This window comes from Streptomyces sp. NBC_00250, from assembly GCF_036192275.1.
In the GTDB taxonomy this organism is placed as follows: Bacteria; Actinomycetota; Actinomycetes; order Streptomycetales; family Streptomycetaceae; genus Streptomyces.
In genome coordinates this window covers 1609223-1625431 of the sequence record NZ_CP108088.1, presented here as the reverse complement: position 1 = coordinate 1625431, position 16209 = coordinate 1609223, and the positions used below count along the sequence as shown (strand labels likewise).

The following is a 16209-nucleotide window of genomic DNA, read 5'->3' as shown; positions in this document are numbered from 1 at the left end:
TCGGATGCTATCCGCGCCGCCGCGCCGGACCGGGTCGCGCCACCCGGACCGGCTGCCCGCGCACCGTGTCGCGGAAGGCGATCGGGGTCTGCCCGGTGCGCTGGTGGAAGAACTTGCTGAAGTGCGTCGCGCTGGAGAAGCCGAGGTGGTCGGCGATGCGGGCGGCCGGCAGGTCACTGTGGGCCAGAAGCCGCCTGGCCTCCAGGACGACGCGGCGGTCGATGAACTCCTTGGCGCCGAGGCCGGTGGCGGCGAGGGTGGCGCGGGAGAGCGTGCGGGGCGCGTAGCCGAGGGTGCGGGCGTACTCCTCGACCCGGTGGGTGCGGGTGAAGTCCTGCTCGACCGCGTCACGGAAGCGTGGATACGTGGCGTCGGGCTCGGCCACGGGGCCGCCGACGGGCGCCGCGAGATGGGCGAGGCGCAGGACGAGGGCGGACAGCACATGGCGCAGGGTCGCGGTGTGGACCTCCAGCGGCAGCTGCCCGAGCGCGCCGAACTCGGCGGCGAGGTGGTCGGCGGCCAGCCGCAGCGCCGCGGCCTCGCCGGGCAGCGGGCGGCGCAGGACAGGGGTGTGCGGGTCTTCGAGGCGGGCGCCCGAGGCGGTGGCCGGGTCGAGGAACTCCCGTCGGAACAGGATCAGCGTGCCCTCGGCATGGGTGAGGTCGCCCCACTGCTGGACCTGGCCGGGGCGCACCCACAGCCACGAGCCGGCGTCGAGCGCGTACGCCGTGAAGTCCACCGTGTGCGAGAGGGCTCCGCCGGAGAGGGCGATCAGATGGTGGAAGTCCGGCCGCTGGGGGAGCGCGAGCCGCTCGGCGGGCACCCGGCGGCGCAGGTCGGCCAGGGGCAGCACCTCGACGCCGGCCGGGGTTCCGGCGGGCGCGGTGAAGGAGATCTCGGGGATCCTCTGGTCGGCGGCATGTCGGTTTTTGACCATCACTGGTCCTCAGCGTATCCAGGTCTGGCTGCTCAGCGCCCCTAGCTTGGAGCCATCGGCTCGTCCGGCTCCTTCGGGACTGCGGAAAAGAGCAAGGCACGACGTCATGAGGAGACTGGTCATGAGTACCGCCAAGAACACCGTCCTGACCGCCGCGGACGAGCTGTTCCGGAAGAAGGACCCGAGCGCCGTGGACCGCTGGGTGGCCCCCGGCTACATCCAGCACAGCGCCCTCGCCGCCGACGGCCCCGAGGCCCTGCGCGGGCTGGTCGCCGCTCTCCCCGACGGCTTCCGTTACGAGGGCGCCCGGGTGATCGCCGACGGCGACCTGGTGGCCCTGCACGGTACGTACCACGGCTTCGGCCCCGACCCGCTGGTCGCCTTCGACGTCTTTCGAGTCGACGGCGACGGCCGGCTCGTCGAGCACTGGGACGCCCTGACGCCACTGGTCGCGGACACCGCGTCGGGCCGCTCGCAGACCGACGGCCCCGCCGGCATCACCGAGCCGGGGACGACGGAGGCCAACCGTGCCCTGGTCGCCGAGTTCGCGCGGAAGGTCCTGATCGGCGGCGACTACTCGGTCCTGACCGACTTCATCTCCACCGAGACCTACCACCAGCACAACCCGGAGGCCGCCGACGGCCTCGACGGATTCGGCGCCGCCGCCGCGAACTGGGCCGCCCAGGGCAAGAACCTCGTCTACCGGACCGTCCACAAGGTCATCGCCGAGGGTGAGTTCGTCCTGCTCCAGTCCGAGGGCGAGTTCGGTGTCCCGGTGGCGTACTACGACCTCTTCCGCGTCGCCGACGGCCGGATCGTCGAGCACTGGGACGTCATCGCCCCGGTCCCGGCCGAACTGCCCCACGCCAACGGCCTGTTCTGATCTCCGAAGCCGCGGCCCCATCCCGTTGGTGGTGCTTTCGGGCGGTGTGGGCGGCCGACGGCCGTGTCCGTCGGCGCGGCGGGCCGTTGTGAGGGTGTGACCTCTACACGACGCATCTCCACAGTCCTCGCCGTCGCCGCCGCCTTCTCGTGCCTCGGCGCCTCCGCGGCACAGGCCGTCGCCACCACCAGCCCGCTCGGTCCGCCGATCAATCCGGTCAGCGAGCTCGACGCCCTCGCCACGACCGGGATTCCCGAGGAGTCCAAGGACCGGTTCCCCGGCATCGCCGGTCAGCTCGGTGGACTCAACCGGCTGAACGACGTGAACCAGCTCCACCAGCTCACCGACCTGGCGGCGCCGGCCACCGGGCTGCTCCCCGAGATCTCCTGACAGACCCTTCGGGGACGGCCGAACCGGCATCGTGCGCCAGGGCGCGGTGCCGGTCTCGTCTGTGTGGCCTTCGTCTGTGTGGCCTTCGTCTGCGTGGCCTTCGTGCGTGCGGCCTTCGTACGTGCGGTTCCGCTGTGCGGGTCTTCTGGGCGGGACTTCTGCGCGGCCTTCTCCGTGCGACCGTGCGACCGCCCCGTGTCACCAGCCGAAGCGGCGGTCCACCAGCGCGGCGAACTCCTCGAACGACAGGACGCGGTCGCCGTTCTGGTCCGCCTGGTCGAACAGCGCCGAGGCGTCGTCGTCGCTCCCCACCGCCCAGAAGGGGATCACTCCCTGTGCGGCGAGGGTGGGGCCCTTGGCCCGCAGGGCGTTGATCACCTCGATGCGCGTCAGGGTGCCGTCGTGGTCGAGGTCGAGCGCGTCGAAGAGAGTACGGGCCTTGTCGCTCATGATCTGTCCTGTTCCCTGTGGCCTGGCCGCGTGTCGGCCGATGCGTCCCTGTGCGGAAGGACGCGGCATGCGGCTCGCACGTTGCCTCCTGGCCCGTCGTCGAGCCTAGTCCGGCGGCGCGGGACGGGTCGGCGGGAGGTTGTCCACAGGTTCCACTCGCTGCGGCCGGGGGTGTCCTCGGCGGCCGATAGGGTGGGTGAATGGTCCTTTCCGACGGTTCCGCCGTGATCTCCGAGGCAGCGCAGGTGCTTCACCGCGTCTTCGGTTACAGCTCCTTCCGAGGCGAGCAGCAAGAGATCATCGAGCAGGTCGTCGACGGCGGCGACGCCCTCGTGCTGATGCCGACCGGCGGCGGAAAGTCCCTCTGCTACCAGATCCCGGCCCTCGTCAGAGACGGCACCGGCGTCGTGATCTCGCCGCTCATCGCCCTCATGCAGGACCAGGTGGACGCGCTCAGGGCCCTCGGGGTGCGGGCCGGATTCCTCAACTCGACCCAGGATCCGTACGAGCGGCAGGCCGTCGAGCAGGCCTTCCTCGCCGACGAGCTCGACCTGCTCTATCTGGCTCCCGAGCGGCTCAGGACCGAGGGCACCCAGCGGCTCCTCGACCGGGGCAAGGTGTCGCTCTTCGCGATCGACGAGGCGCACTGTGTCGCCCAGTGGGGCCACGACTTCCGGCCCGACTACCTCGCGCTGTCCATGCTCCACGAGCGCTGGCCGAAGGTGCCGCGGATCGCGCTGACCGCGACGGCCACCGAGGCCACCCACCAGGAGATCGCCGCGCGACTCGGTCTGGAGGAGGCCCGGCACTTCGTCGCCGGCTTCGACCGGCCCAACATCCAGTACCGCATCGTCTCGAAGAACAGCCCGCACAAGCAGCTGCTCGAACTGATCAGGACCGAGCACGACGGGGACGCCGGAGTCGTCTACTGCCTCTCCCGCGCCTCGGTGGAGAAGACCGCCGCCCTCCTCGTGGAGAACGGCATCGACGCCGTCCCGTACCACGCCGGCATGGACTCCCGTACGCGTGCGGCGAACCAGGCCCGCTTCCTCCGGGAGGACGGGGTCGTCGTGGTGGCGACGATCGCCTTCGGCATGGGCATCGACAAGCCCGACGTGCGCTTCGTGGCCCACCTCGACCTGCCCAAGTCGGTCGAGGGCTACTACCAGGAGACCGGCCGCGCCGGGCGCGACGGCGAGCCGGCCACCGCCTGGCTGGCGTACGGCCTCCAGGACGTGGTCCAGCAGCGCAAGATGATCGACGGCTCCGAGGGCGACGAGCAGCACCGGCGCGCCCTCGCCATGCACCTGGAGGCCATGCTCGCGCTCTGTGAGACGGTCGACTGCCGCCGGGTGCGCCTCCTCGCGTACTTCGGTCAGAAGGGCGAGCCCTGCGGCAACTGCGACACCTGTCTGACCCCGGCCGAGTCCTGGGACGGCACCGTCGCGGCGCAGAAGCTGCTGTCCACCGTGTGGCGGCTGGCCAAGGAGCGGCGCCAGAAGTTCGGCGCCGGCCAGATCATCGACATCCTGCAGGGCAAGAAGACGGCCAAGGTCATCCAGTTCGACCACGACGGGCTCTCGGTCTTCGGCGTCGGCTCGGACCTGGGCACCGCGGAGTGGCGCGGGGTCGTCCGCCAGCTCCTCGCGCTGGGGCTCCTCGCGGTGGAGGGCGACTACGGGACGCTCGTGCTCACGGAGGAGAGCGGAGAGGTGCTCGGTGGACGCCGCACCGTCACGATGCGCAAGGAGAAGGCACCGGCCGCCGCGTCCCGCAAGGAGTCCGGTGCGCGCTCCGGGAAGGGCGCCCGTGTGCCGGTCGACCTGCCCGCGGCCGCGGTTCCGGTCTTCGAGGCGCTGCGCGCCTGGCGCGCGGCGACGGCCCGCGAGCAGGGCGTACCGGCGTACGTCGTCTTCCACGACGCCACGCTGCGGGAGATCGCGACGCGGCTCCCGGCGACGGTCGAGGAGCTCGGCACCGTCGGCGGCGTCGGCGAGGCCAAGCTCACCAAGTACGCCGAGGGTGTGTTGGACGCGCTGGCGGAGTGCGGTGCCGCGGCCGGTGTCACCGGTGAGGCCGCCGCCGCGTCCGCTGTCGCCGCGTCCGCTGTCGCCGCGTCCGCGGCGGTCCCGGCCGCGGCCTCCGCGCCGCCCGCACCGCAGTCCGGCGCTCCGTACGACGAAGCGCCGTACGACGAGGAGCCGCCCTACGACATGGACGGGACGGAAGAACCGCCGCCCTGGGACGACTGGCGGTAGACCGGTGTCGACCGCCTGCCTCAGGCGGGCTGGGGTGTGAGGCGGCGCAGGCCGCGCCGGTCGTAGTAGTGGGTCATGGCGAGACCGAACGCCAGGGCCAGGACCACGCCGACCGCGATCATGATCCAGCCGCGGGCCAGGCCGGCGTCGGCGCGGGCGTCGAAGTACAGGATGGACCGGACGCCCGCGCTGAGCTGGTGCATCGGCTCGAAGACGCCCAGGAAACGGTAGAAGCCCGGGGTGGCCTCCAGGGGGACGGTCGCGCCGGACGAGGGGAGGGCCAGCGCGATGAAGACGAACATGGAGACGAGCTGGCCGATGCCGCCGAACGCGGCGTTGATGGCCTGGACGCCCAGACCGACGGCGACCGTCGCACAGTAGGAGAAGATCCACAGCATCGGCAGGTGCGAGGCGTCCATGCCCAGGACCGAGATCGTCGCCACCATGACGAGCGTGGTGGTGAGGACCGAGATGCCCGCCGTCATCAGCATCTTCAGGACGAGTGTCTGCGTGCGGTCGATGGGCACCGTGGGGTACCGGGAGTGCCAGGGGCCGATCTCGCTGTCGGCATAGCCCAGTGAGGTGTCGACGCCGCTGTTGACGAGGTTGCCGCCGATGAAGCCGCCGAGGACGAGCAGCAGCGTGTAGTAGAAGGCGGTCAGGCCCAGACCGGTGTGCCGGCCGATCGGATGGCCGACCTGGGTGGTGACGGCCACCGGGTCGGCCAGCAGCAGCCGGGTCGTCGGGACCTGGCTGGTGGCCGCCAGCTGTTCGCCGATGGTCAGCGAGGCCTGGTGGGCCGCGCTCTGGTTGATCTGCGCCGTCAGCGACGACCCCAGACTGCCGAGGCCGGGATTGGTGAGGACGGTGAGCGTCGGCCGTACCGTCGCCCGGTTCGTGGTCAGGGCGGCGACGGACGCGGTGAAGTCCTCCGGGACGACGAGGGCGCCGAAGATCTTGCCCGACGCCAGCGCGTCCTGGGCCTCGGCGCGGTCGAGCCGCTGCCAGTCGACGCTGGTCTTCGAGGAACCGGCGGCGACGATCGAGTCGGTGATCTGCTTCCCCAGGTTCTCCCGCTGTCCGGGCAGCGGATCGCCCCGGTCCTCGTCGACCAGGGCGACGGGCAGTCGGTGCAGGTTGTCGTTCGGGTTGAGGATGCCGCCCATGTAGAGGAGCGAGAGGCCCACGGCGACCAGTGCGCTCAGGACGGTCGGTACGAGCCACAGCTTGGGGTTCCGGACGAGGGCCCCGGCGCGGACCTGCGGGCCGGGGGTGTTCGGGGGGATGGCGGACGTCATGGTGTCATCGTCGACGCGGGCGCCGTCGTGGCGGGGATTGCGGCCCGTACGGGTGGGGCGGGCGTGTCGGCGACGGGAGGGCCGCGAACCGCGGGGGTTCGGGTCCGGTTGCGGAGCCCTGTACGTCACGTTTGAGTGGGAAAGACCCCCCATGCGTCTCTGGAGCTGACATGTCGATGGCGTTCGGTTCACCCTTCGGTTCGTCGGACCCGTTCAGCGACATGCTGAACCGGTTCTTCGGAATGTCGCCGGGGTCGTCGCCCCCGGCCGTACAGCGCGTACCGATCGGGCGGCTGCTGACCGAGTCCTCGCACGAGCTCCTCAACCTGGCCGCCCGCAAGGCCGTCGAGGACGGCACCTCCGACCTCGACACGGAACACCTGCTGTGGGCGGCGACCCAGGTCGACCCCTCGCGAAGGCTGCTCGCCCAGGTCGGCGTGGACCCCGAGGCGCTCGCGGCCCAGCTCGACGAGGTGCTGCCCCGGGAGTCCGGCGAGCCCTCCTCGGAGCCCGGACTCACCCCGGCCGCCAAGCGCACCCTGGCCGCCGCCTACGGCCGCTCGCAGGAGGCGGGCGTGTCGTACATCGGCCCCGAGCACATCCTCGCCGCGCTCCTCGACGACGCCGACTCGGGCGCCGGCCGGCTCCTGGGCGCGGACGACCACGACGTGAAGAAGCTCCGCGGCCTCGCCGACCGGGCGACCCGCCCCGACGGCGGCGCCCAGGCGGCCGGGAAGCAGCAGAAGCAGCCGGCGACCACCCTGGACGAGTTCGGCAGGGACCTGACGGACGAGGCGAAGGCGGGCAGGCTCGACCCCGTGGTCGGCCGCGCCGAGGAGATCGAGCAGACCATCGAGATCCTCTCGCGGCGCTCCAAGAACAACCCCGTGCTCATCGGCGAGCCCGGCGTCGGCAAGACCGCCATCGTGGAGGGCCTCGCCCAGCGGATCGTGTCGGGCGAGGTGCCCGACACCCTGAAGGGCAAGCGGGTCGTCTCCCTCGACCTTTCGGGCCTGGTCGCCGGAGCACAGTACCGAGGCCAGTTCGAGGAGCGCCTCAAGAAGGTCATCGAGGACGTCCAGCAGGCCGGCGGCGACATCATCCTCTTCATCGACGAACTCCACACGGTCGTCGGCGCGGGCGCCTCGGGCGAGGGCGCCATGGACGCCGGCAACATGCTCAAGCCCGCCCTCGCGCGCGGCGAGCTGCACGTCGTCGGCGCGACGACGATCGACGAGTACCGCAAGCACATCGAGAAGGACGCCGCACTCGAACGGCGCTTCCAGCCCGTCCTCATCCCGGAGCCGACGGTCGAGGAGACCGTGCAGATCCTCGAAGGACTGCGGGACGCGTACGAGGCCCACCACCAGGTCCGGTTCGCCGACGGCGCCCTGACGGCGGCGGCCGAACTCTCCGACCGGTACATCAGCGACCGCTTCCTGCCCGACAAGGCCATCGACCTGATGGACCAGGCGGGCGCGCGCGTGCGGCTGCGCAGCGCCGGCCGTTCCACCGAGGTCGTCAGCCGGGAGGACGGCCTCGCCAAGCTACGGCGCGAGAAGGACCAGGCGGTGGCCGCCGAGCAGTTCGAGAAGGCCTCGGACCTGAAGCGGCAGATCGCCGAGGTGGAGGGCGAACTGGCGGGCATCGAGGAGCGCCGTGAGGGCGTCGTCTCGGTCACCGCCGCCGACATCGCCGACATCGTCTCGCGCCGCACCGGCATCCCGGTGTCCCAGCTCACCGCCGGCGAGAAGGAGAAGCTCCTCAAGCTGGAGGAGGAGATGCACGCCAGGATCGTCGGCCAGGACGAGGCGGTCACCGCGGTCTCCGAGGCCGTACGCCGCAACCGCGCCGGCATGGGCGACCCGAACCGCCCCGTCGGCTCGTTCCTCTTCCTAGGGCCCACGGGTGTCGGCAAGACGGAACTCGCCAAGACGCTCGCCGAGCTGCTCTTCGGTGTGGACGACCGCATGATCCGGTTCGACATGAGCGAGTTCCAGGAGAAGCACACCGTCGCCCGGCTCGTCGGGGCGCCTCCCGGATACGTCGGCTACGAGGAGGCCGGCCAGCTCACCGAGAAGGTCCGCCGCAACCCGTACAGCGTGGTCCTCTTCGACGAGGTGGAGAAGGCGCACCCCGACGTCTTCAACACCCTGCTGCAGATCCTCGACGACGGGCGGCTCACCGACGGGCAGGGCCGCACGGTCGACTTCCGGCACTGCGTCATCATCATGACGTCCAACATCGGCGCCCACCGGATCCTCGCCCACGAGGGCGACGCGGCCGAGCTCAAGGGCGAGCTGATGGAGGATCTGCGGGGCCGGTTCCTGCCCGAGTTCCTCAACCGCATCGACGACATCATCGTCTTCCACAGCCTCACCGAGAAGGACCTGTCGGAGATCGTCGACCACCTCCTGGACCGCAGCAAGCACCGTGTGCACGCGCAGGGCCTGAACCTGGAGGTCACCGAGGCGGCCAAGAAGCTGCTCGTGGCCCACGGCTACCAGCCGGAGTTCGGCGCCCGGCCGCTGCGGCGCACGATCCAGACGGAACTCGACAACCGCATCGCCTCCCTGCTGCTCGGCGGAGAAGCCGACCCGGGGGACACGATCGTCGCCGATGTCGTCGACGACTCCCTCCACTGCACGATCCACCAGGGTGACGGCGCCGGAGCCGGCGCGACCCCCGAGACGGCCGCGGCGACCGCCACCCCCTGACGGCAAGGAGTGACCGATGGCCCAACACCACCACAAGTCGAACGAACAGGTCGAGGGCGACCCCGGCACCGGCCACAGCCGCGGAATGCCCCGCCGCCCGGACGAGGACGAACTCGCGGCGCGCCTGGAGGAGGACCGCGAGGAAATGGGCCTTCGCCCGGACAGGGAAAGGCAGGCCGACTAGCTCGGTCCCCCGGTTCAGGACGGCAGGCCGACCGGTTCGGTCCCCCGGTTCGGGACGGGCGGGCCGACCGGCTCAGTCCTCGGGCAGCCGCTCCAGAGCGGCCGCCACATCGGTGTGGCCCGCGATCTCACGGAGAGCGCGGGCCATCACCGATCCCGGCTCCCGCGCCAGGGTCACCAACCCGACGGGCACCGTCCGGGTCGGCTCGACCAGAGGCACCGCCCGCATGCCGTGCGGCACGCCGAAGACGTGCAGCCAGGTGTGCGGCACGATGCTGGCCCACCGGCCCGTCCTGACATGGGCGAAGAGCGCCGCCACGGAGTCGGTCTCGACCCGCGGCGACGGCCGCACGCCCGCCTCGGCGAACAGCTCGTCCAGGACCCGGCGCCCCTGCATCGCCTCCGTCAGCAGACAGAGCGGCAGCCGCGCGGCCTCCGCCCAGGTCGCCGTCGTCCGATGGGCGGGGGCGTCGGCGGCGCCGGTGAGGAGCACGTACCGCTCCTCGTACAGCGGCACCGTCCGGAACTGCTCCCCGAGGCCCTCGTGGAGGTACGTGACGCCCGCGTCGATCTCGAAGTTCCGCAGCTGCCGGAGCACGTCCTCCGACTGGAGGTCCGCCCTCACCTCCACCGTGACCAGCGGATGCGCCAGACAGAACGGCGCGGTCAGCAGGGCGACGGCGCCGGACGCCGTGGGGACCGAACCGATCCGCATCCTGCCGCTGAGCCCGGTGCGCAGATGACCGACCTCGCTCTTGAGGGCGTCACGGTCGGCCAGGATCCGCTGTGCCCACACCACGATGCGCTCGCCCTCGGGCGTGAGGCCCTCGTACGTGCGCCCGCGCAGCACCAGCGGGACGTCGAGTTCGTCCTCCAGCTTGCGGATCGCCTCCGACAGCGCGGGCTGGGAGACGTGGCAGGCCTGGGCGGCGCGGGCGAAGTGACGCTCGCGGGAGAGGGCGACCAGGTACTCGAGTTGACGGAACAGCACTCCACGGGTCTACCGGACGGCCTCCCGCAAAGCCAATCGCCACACGTCAGGCCACGGGCAGCGGGTGCAGCCGCTCGTCGCCCGTGTACACGTTCATCGAGGAGCCGCGGAGGAAGCCGACCAGGGTCAGACCGCTCTCCGCTGCGAGGTCCACCGCGAGCGAGGAGGGCGCCGAGACCGCTGCGAGCAGCGGGATCCCGGCCATCACCGCCTTCTGCACCAGTTCGAACGAGGCCCGGCCGCTCACCATCAGGACCGACCCGCGCAGCGGCAGGAGGCCCTCCCGCAGGGCGTGGCCGACGACCTTGTCCACGGCGTTGTGCCGGCCGACGTCCTCCCGCAGGCACAGCAGCTCGCCCTCGGCCGTGAACAGTCCGGCGGCGTGCAGACCGCCCGTGCTGTCGAACACCCGCTGGGCCGCCCGCAGCCGGTCCGGGAGGGCGGCGAGGACGTCCGTCCCGATCCGCAGCGGGTCCTCCGCGACCGACCAGGCGGCCGTCGTGCGCACCGCGTCCAGACTGGCCTTGCCGCACAGTCCGCACGAGGACGTCGTGTAGAAGTTCCGTTCGAGAGACGCGTCGGGGGCGGCCACGCCGGGCGCCAGACCGACGTCGACCACGTTGTACGTGTTGCCTCCGTCGGCCGTCGCGCCCGCGCAGTAGCGGATGCCGGCCACGTCCTCGGCGGTGTGCACCACGCCCTCGCTCACCAGGAAGCCGACCGCGAGGTCGAAGTCGTCGCCCGGGGTCCGCATCGTCACCGTCAGCGGGCGTCCGCCGACCCGGATCTCCATCGGCTCCTCGGCGGCCAGGGTGTCCGGGCGGTAGGAGGAGTCCCCCTCGCGCACGCGCAGGACGCGCCGCCGTACGGTCACTCGTCCCATGGTCGGTTCCTCTCCTCGGATCCCTCGGAGCACCGCTCCGAGGGTGTGGTTGTGATCGTCCCGTTCCGGGCGGCCTCGTACGACTGTGTCATGAGGTGCGTTCGAGGCGGACGACGACTCCCTTCGAGGTCGGGCAGTTGCTGATGTCGGCGACGCTGTCCAGCGGCACCAGGACGTTGGTCTCCGGGTAGTACGCCGCCGCCGAGCCACGGCTCGCGGGATAGGCCACCACCCGGAAGTCCTCCGCCCGGCGCTCCCGTCCGTCGTGCCAGACGCTCACCAGGTCGACGGTGTCACGGTCGGCGAGGCCGAGCTCCGCCAGGTCCGCGGGGTTCACGAGGACGACCCGGCGGGCGTCGTGAATGCCCCGGTAGCGGTCGTTCGGCGCGTACCAGACGGTGTTCCACTGGTCGTGCGAGCGCAGGGTCTGCAACAGCAGATGCCCCTCGGGTATCTCCGGCATCGTGAAGTCGTTGCGGGTGAAGACGGCCTTGCCGCTCGGAGTGGGGAAGACCCGCTCGTTCACCGGGTTGGGGAGATGGAAGCCGCCGGGCACGGACACCCGGGCGTTGAAGTCCTCGAAGCCCGGCACGACCCGGGAGATCCGGTCGCGGACGGTGCCGTAGTCGGCCTCGAACAGCTCCCAGGGGACGGGCGGCTCGTCGCCGAGGGTCCGGCGCGCGAGCCGGGAGACGATCGCGACCTCGCTCAGCAGGTGCGGGGAGGCGGGCGGCAGCTTCCCCCGGGAGGAGTGGACGTCGCTCATCGAGTCCTCGACGGTGACGAACTGCTCACCGGTCGCCTGGACGTCCCGGTCGCTGCGCCCGAGGGTGGGCAGGATGAGGGCGGTGTCGCCGCAGACCGTGTGGGAGCGGTTGAGCTTGGTGGAGATGTGCGCGGTGAGCCGGCACTTCCGCATCGCCGCCTCGGTGACCGCGCTGTCGGGGGTGGCCCGTACGAAATTGCCCGCGACACCCAGGAAGACCTTGGCGCGGCCCTCGTCCATGGCCCGGATGCTGTGCACCGCGTCCAGCCCGTGACGGGCCGGCGGTGTGAAGCCGAACTCGGCCCCCAGGGCGTCGAGGAACTCCTGCGGCATCTGCTCCCACACGCCCATGGTGCGGTCGCCCTGGACGTTGCTGTGGCCGCGCACCGGGCAGACGCCCGCGCCGGGCCTGCCGATGTTGCCCCGGGCGAGGAGGAAGTTCACCACCTCACGGATGGTCGGCACCCCGTGCTTGTGCTGGGTGAGCCCCATCGCCCAGCACACGATGATCTTCTCGCTCTTCAGCACCCGCTCGAAGACCTCCTGGATCTCCTCGCGGGACAGCCCGGTCGCCGCCAGGACGTCCTCCCAGGCGATCTTCCGGGCGTGCGCGGCGAACTCCTCGAAGCCGGTGGTGTACGTACCGATGAACGCGTGGTCGAGTACGGTCCCCGGCGCGGCGTCCTCGGCCTCCAGGAGCAACCGGTTCAGGGCCTGGAACAGGGCGAGGTCACCACCGGCCCGGATGTGCAGGAACTGGTCTGCCATCGGCGTGCCGCGGCCGATGATCCCGCGCGCCTTCTGCGGGTGCTTGAAGCGCATCAGACCGGCCTCGGGCAGCGTGTTGACCGCCACGACCCGGCCCCCGTTGCGCTTGGTCTCCTCCAGTGCCGAGAGCATCCGGGGGTGGTTGGTGCCCGGGTTCTGCCCCACGACGAAGATCAGATCGGCGTGGTGGATGTCGTCCAGGGAGACGCTGCCCTTGCCGATGCCGAGCGTCTCCGACATGGCGAATCCACTGGACTCGTGACACATGTTGGAGCAGTCGGGGAGGTTGTTCGTGCCGTAGGCGCGCGCGAACAGCTGGAGCAGGAACGCGGCCTCGTTGTTCAACCGGCCCGACACGTAGAACAGGGCCTCGTCGGGGGAGTCCAGGCCCCGCAGTTCTTCGGCGAGCAGACCCAGCGCCTCGTCCCAGCCGATCGGCTCGTAGTGCGTCCCGCCCGGCCGCTTCACCATCGGCTCGGTCAGCCGGCCCTGCTGGTTCAGCCAGTAGTCGGACATGCCGTCGAGCTCGGCGATCGAGTGTTCGCGGAAGAACTCTCGGGTGACACGGCGGGAGGTCGCCTCGTCGTTGATGTGCTTCGCGCCGTTCTCGCAGTACTCGTTCATGTGCCGTTCGCCCGGCGCGGGCTCCGGCCAGGCGCAGCCCGGGCAGTCGATGCCCTCGGGCTGGTTGATGTTCAGCAGCGTCAGCGCGGTACGACGCGGGGACGTCTGGCTCAGCGAGTACTCCAGCGCGTGTGTCACCGCCGGCAGACCCGTCGCCCAGGTCTTGGGCGGGGTGACCTTCAGATCGTCGCTCGGATCGTCCTCGATGCGGCTGCTCATGATCGGCTGCGCCTCTTTTTCTGTGTTTCGGCACCCTGCGTTCCGGTGATGGTGAGCCGAATATCCGCTTATTCGCCGCAGGAAGTCAAAGAGGAGAATTCGATGAGCTGACAGGCGCAGCTTATCGTTGTGATGTTCCAGGTCAGAGCGGGTTTGCTGGATCTGATCGGCGCCACCGATCACGTAATAGAGAAACCCTCTTTGACTTCATCCGGGTATCCCCCGAAAGTGGGCAGCGGGTGAGAAATGCGCGACTGCCGCAGGGCAGAGGAAGAAGGCAGCCCCGTGTCCCGACCGCTCCTCGACAGCACCGTCCCGGCTCCGCCGACGGCCGTCCCGTCCCCGCTGACGGACCGCTTCGGCCGGGTCCACACGGACCTTCGGGTGTCCCTCACCGACCGCTGCAATCTGCGCTGCACGTACTGCATGCCCGCCGAGGGCCTCGACTGGCTGCCCCGGCCCGAGCTGCTCACCGACGACGAGGTCGTCAGGCTCGTCCGCATCGCCGCGTGGCGCCTCGGCATCACCGAGGTACGGCTGACCGGCGGCGAACCCCTGCTGCGCCGTGGCCTGCCCGGACTCGTCGCACGACTGCACGCCCTGCCCGACGCGCCCGAACTGTCCCTCACCACCAACGGCATCGGCCTGGCGCGCAGCGCCGCCGCCCTGCGCGAGGCGGGGCTGAGCCGGGTCAACGTCAGCCTGGACACCCTGCGCCCCGAGCGGTTCGCCGCGATCACCCGGCGCGACCGCCTCCCCGACGTGCTGGCAGGACTGCGCGCGGCCCGTGCCGCCGGTCTCGCCCCCGTCAAGATCAACACCGTTCCGGTGCGCGGGGTCAACGACGACGAGATCGCCGACCTGGCGGCCTTCGCCGTCGAGCACGGCTACCGGGCACGGTTCATCGAGTCCATGCCGTTGGACGCGCAGGGCGCCTGGGACCGGGACGGGATGGTCACCGCCGAGGAGATCCTGGACCGCCTCGGCGAGCGCTTCGAACTGATCCCGGTCGGGCGGCGGGACAACGCGCCCGCGGAGGAGTGGCGGATCGCCGGCACCGACACGGTGGTCGGGGTCATCGCGAGCGTGACCCGCCCGTTCTGCGGCAGCTGCGACCGGGTCCGGCTCACCGCCGACGGACAGCTGCGCAACTGCCTCTTCGCCACCGAGGAATCGGACCTGCGGGCGCTGCTGAGGGGCGGTGCCGGTGACGCGGAGCTGGAGGCGGCCTGGCGGAGCTCGATCGGTGGCAAGGGCCCGGGGCACGCGATCGACAGCCCGGAGTTCCGGCGGCCGGAGCGTCCGATGTCGGCGATCGGTGGTTGAGAGCGGACGCCTGAGGACCTGCGGCCCTGAGGCCCCTGAGGAGGCCCGAGGCCTGGCGGCTGGTGGCGGGCGGCTTGTGCCTGATGACTGACGAAGCGCCACGGCCCCACGGACGACAGGAAGCGAGGGAGCGACACATGACTGCGGCACCGATGAGCGGCCCGGGAGGCGGGACCTCCCGGACGAGCCTGGAGCGGGGACACGCGGTGGATCCGGTGCCCGGGCACCCGGAGGCGGAGGACGGCGCGACCGACCCCGTCTCGTCGGGGCCACCGAGGGAGACGGCGGCTGCCCGGCCGACCGGGCACGGCCACGCCGTGGCCTGGGGCCGGGCGCGGGAGGTCGCGCGCGACGTGGCGGCCCTGCCCGTCGTCGACCGCGGCCTCGGCGAGGCGCTCGGTCACGCGCTCGCCGAGCCGCTGACGGCGCTCACCGCCCTGCCGTCGTTCGACACCTCCGCGATGGACGGATGGGCCGTGGCCGGCCCCGGGCCCTGGCGACTGCGGGGCGGCGACGTACTGGCCGGTGGGCGGTCCCGCCCGTTGCGCCCCGGCACCGCCGTCCCCATCGCCACCGGCGCCCGGCTGCCCGCGGGAGCCAGTGCCGTCCTGCGCCGGGAGCACGGGGACGCCGACGCCCGGGAGGCGATGCTGTTCGACCGGTCCACCGGTCCCGGACCACTGGCGGCCGGCCGTGACGTCCGGCCCCGGGGGCAGGAGAGCCAGGAGGGCGAACCCCTGCTCCCCGCCGGTACGACCGTGACCCCCGCCGTCCTCGGCCTCGCGGCGGCGGCCGGGTACGACCGGCTCGCCGTGCACCGCCGCCCGGCCGTCGAACTCCTCATCCTCGGCGACGAGTTGCTGACGGCAGGACTGCCCGGGGACGGGCGTGTGCGCGATGCCCTCGGCCCGCTCCTGCCGCCCTGGCTGAGCGGCCGGGGCGCGGACGTCACCGGCCGCCGCCTGGTGTCCGACGCCTTCGGGCCGTTGTTCGAGGCCGTGCGCGACTCCACCGCCGATGTCGTCGTCACCACCGGCAGCACCGCCGCCGGCCCCGTGGACTTCCTGCACGACGCCCTCGCGAAGCTCGGCGCCCGGCTGCTCGTCGACTCCGTCGCCGTACGGCCCGGCCATCCCATGCTGTTCGCCGAACTGCCGCCGGGCGCCGACGGCCGGCCCCGCCACCTGGTGGGCCTGCCCGGCAACCCGCTCGCCGCCGTCGCCGGCACCGTGACCCTTGCCGTACCGCTGCTCCGCCGGCTCGGCGGGCACCCGGACCCCGAGCCGTTCCGCGCGGCCTGCGCCGCAGCCCTGCCGGGGCACCCGCGCGACACCCGGCTGCTGCCCGTACGCCGATCCGGGCAGCGGGTGGCGCCGCTGCCCTTCGACGGGCCGGCCATGCTGCGCGGCCTCGCCCGCGCCGACGGCCTCGTGGTGGTGCCACCCGGAGGCCTGGCCGCCGGAGCCGACGTCGAGGTGCTCGACGTACCCGGACCCTGACCGTCGTGCGCTCCGCA

13 protein-coding genes are annotated in these 16209 nt (G+C 71.8%); 7 read left to right on the top strand and 6 right to left on the bottom strand.

The window, feature by feature from the left end:
- Positions 1-7: 7 nt before the first annotated feature.
- Complete coding sequence (locus tag OG259_RS07065; protein WP_328941433.1) at positions 8-937, bottom strand: helix-turn-helix transcriptional regulator; 930 nt, start codon at positions 935-937, stop codon at positions 8-10.
- Between the two features lie 121 nt (positions 938-1058).
- On the opposite strand from OG259_RS07065, the gene OG259_RS07060 reads away from it, so the two are divergent.
- Positions 1059-1820, top strand: a complete 762-nt coding sequence (locus OG259_RS07060) for a nuclear transport factor 2 family protein (protein ID WP_328941432.1) — start codon at positions 1059-1061, stop codon at positions 1818-1820.
- A gap of 96 nt (positions 1821-1916) precedes the next feature.
- On the top strand, positions 1917-2210 hold the full coding sequence (locus OG259_RS07055; protein ID WP_328941431.1) for a hypothetical protein: 294 nt from the start codon (positions 1917-1919) through the stop codon (positions 2208-2210).
- 198 nt (positions 2211-2408) lie between these two features.
- Here the strand turns inward: OG259_RS07055 and OG259_RS07050 are convergent, their stop codons facing one another.
- The gene (locus tag OG259_RS07050; protein ID WP_328941430.1) at positions 2409-2660 is read right to left on the bottom strand and encodes an EF-hand domain-containing protein; all 252 of its coding nucleotides are present in this window, start codon (positions 2658-2660) and stop codon (positions 2409-2411) included.
- A gap of 200 nt (positions 2661-2860) precedes the next feature.
- Here OG259_RS07050 and recQ point away from each other — a divergent pair, with 200 nt between their 5' ends.
- On the top strand, positions 2861-4918 hold the full coding sequence (recQ, locus tag OG259_RS07045; protein WP_328941429.1) for a DNA helicase RecQ: 2058 nt from the start codon (positions 2861-2863) through the stop codon (positions 4916-4918).
- Positions 4919-4938: 20 nt separating this feature from the next.
- Here the strand turns inward: recQ and OG259_RS07040 are convergent, their stop codons facing one another.
- A complete protein-coding gene (locus OG259_RS07040) occupies positions 4939-6216 on the bottom strand; it encodes a YhgE/Pip domain-containing protein (protein WP_328941428.1) in 1278 nt (425 codons plus the stop codon).
- 170 nt (positions 6217-6386) lie between these two features.
- Here OG259_RS07040 and OG259_RS07035 point away from each other — a divergent pair, with 170 nt between their 5' ends.
- A complete protein-coding gene (locus tag OG259_RS07035) occupies positions 6387-8933 on the top strand; it encodes an ATP-dependent Clp protease ATP-binding subunit (RefSeq protein WP_328941427.1) in 2547 nt (848 codons plus the stop codon).
- A 16-nt stretch (positions 8934-8949) separates the two neighbouring features.
- Entirely contained in the window at positions 8950-9117 is a 168-nt protein-coding gene (locus OG259_RS07030) for a hypothetical protein (RefSeq protein ID WP_328941426.1), read from the top strand.
- A 72-nt stretch (positions 9118-9189) separates the two neighbouring features.
- Here the strand turns inward: OG259_RS07030 and OG259_RS07025 are convergent, their stop codons facing one another.
- The 3 genes from OG259_RS07025 to OG259_RS07015 all read right to left on the bottom strand — a co-directional run bounded on the left by OG259_RS07025 (position 9190) and on the right by OG259_RS07015 (position 13367).
- The gene (locus OG259_RS07025) at positions 9190-10107 is read right to left on the bottom strand and encodes a LysR family transcriptional regulator (protein WP_328941425.1); all 918 of its coding nucleotides are present in this window, start codon (positions 10105-10107) and stop codon (positions 9190-9192) included.
- Between the two features lie 46 nt (positions 10108-10153).
- A complete protein-coding gene (gene fdhD, locus OG259_RS07020) occupies positions 10154-10990 on the bottom strand; it encodes a formate dehydrogenase accessory sulfurtransferase FdhD (protein WP_328941424.1) in 837 nt (278 codons plus the stop codon).
- 88 nt (positions 10991-11078) lie between these two features.
- Positions 11079-13367, bottom strand: coding sequence for an FdhF/YdeP family oxidoreductase (locus OG259_RS07015; RefSeq protein WP_328941423.1), 2289 nt, complete (start codon positions 13365-13367; stop codon positions 11079-11081).
- Between the two features lie 285 nt (positions 13368-13652).
- Here OG259_RS07015 and moaA point away from each other — a divergent pair, with 285 nt between their 5' ends.
- Positions 13653-14693, top strand: coding sequence for a GTP 3',8-cyclase MoaA (moaA, locus tag OG259_RS07010; RefSeq protein ID WP_443051929.1), 1041 nt, complete (start codon positions 13653-13655; stop codon positions 14691-14693).
- 137 nt (positions 14694-14830) lie between these two features.
- Positions 14831-16192 (top strand): molybdopterin molybdotransferase MoeA, encoded by a 1362-nt coding sequence (locus OG259_RS07005; RefSeq protein ID WP_328941422.1) that lies wholly within the window; start codon positions 14831-14833, stop codon positions 16190-16192.
- The last annotated feature ends 17 nt before the right edge of the window (positions 16193-16209 follow it).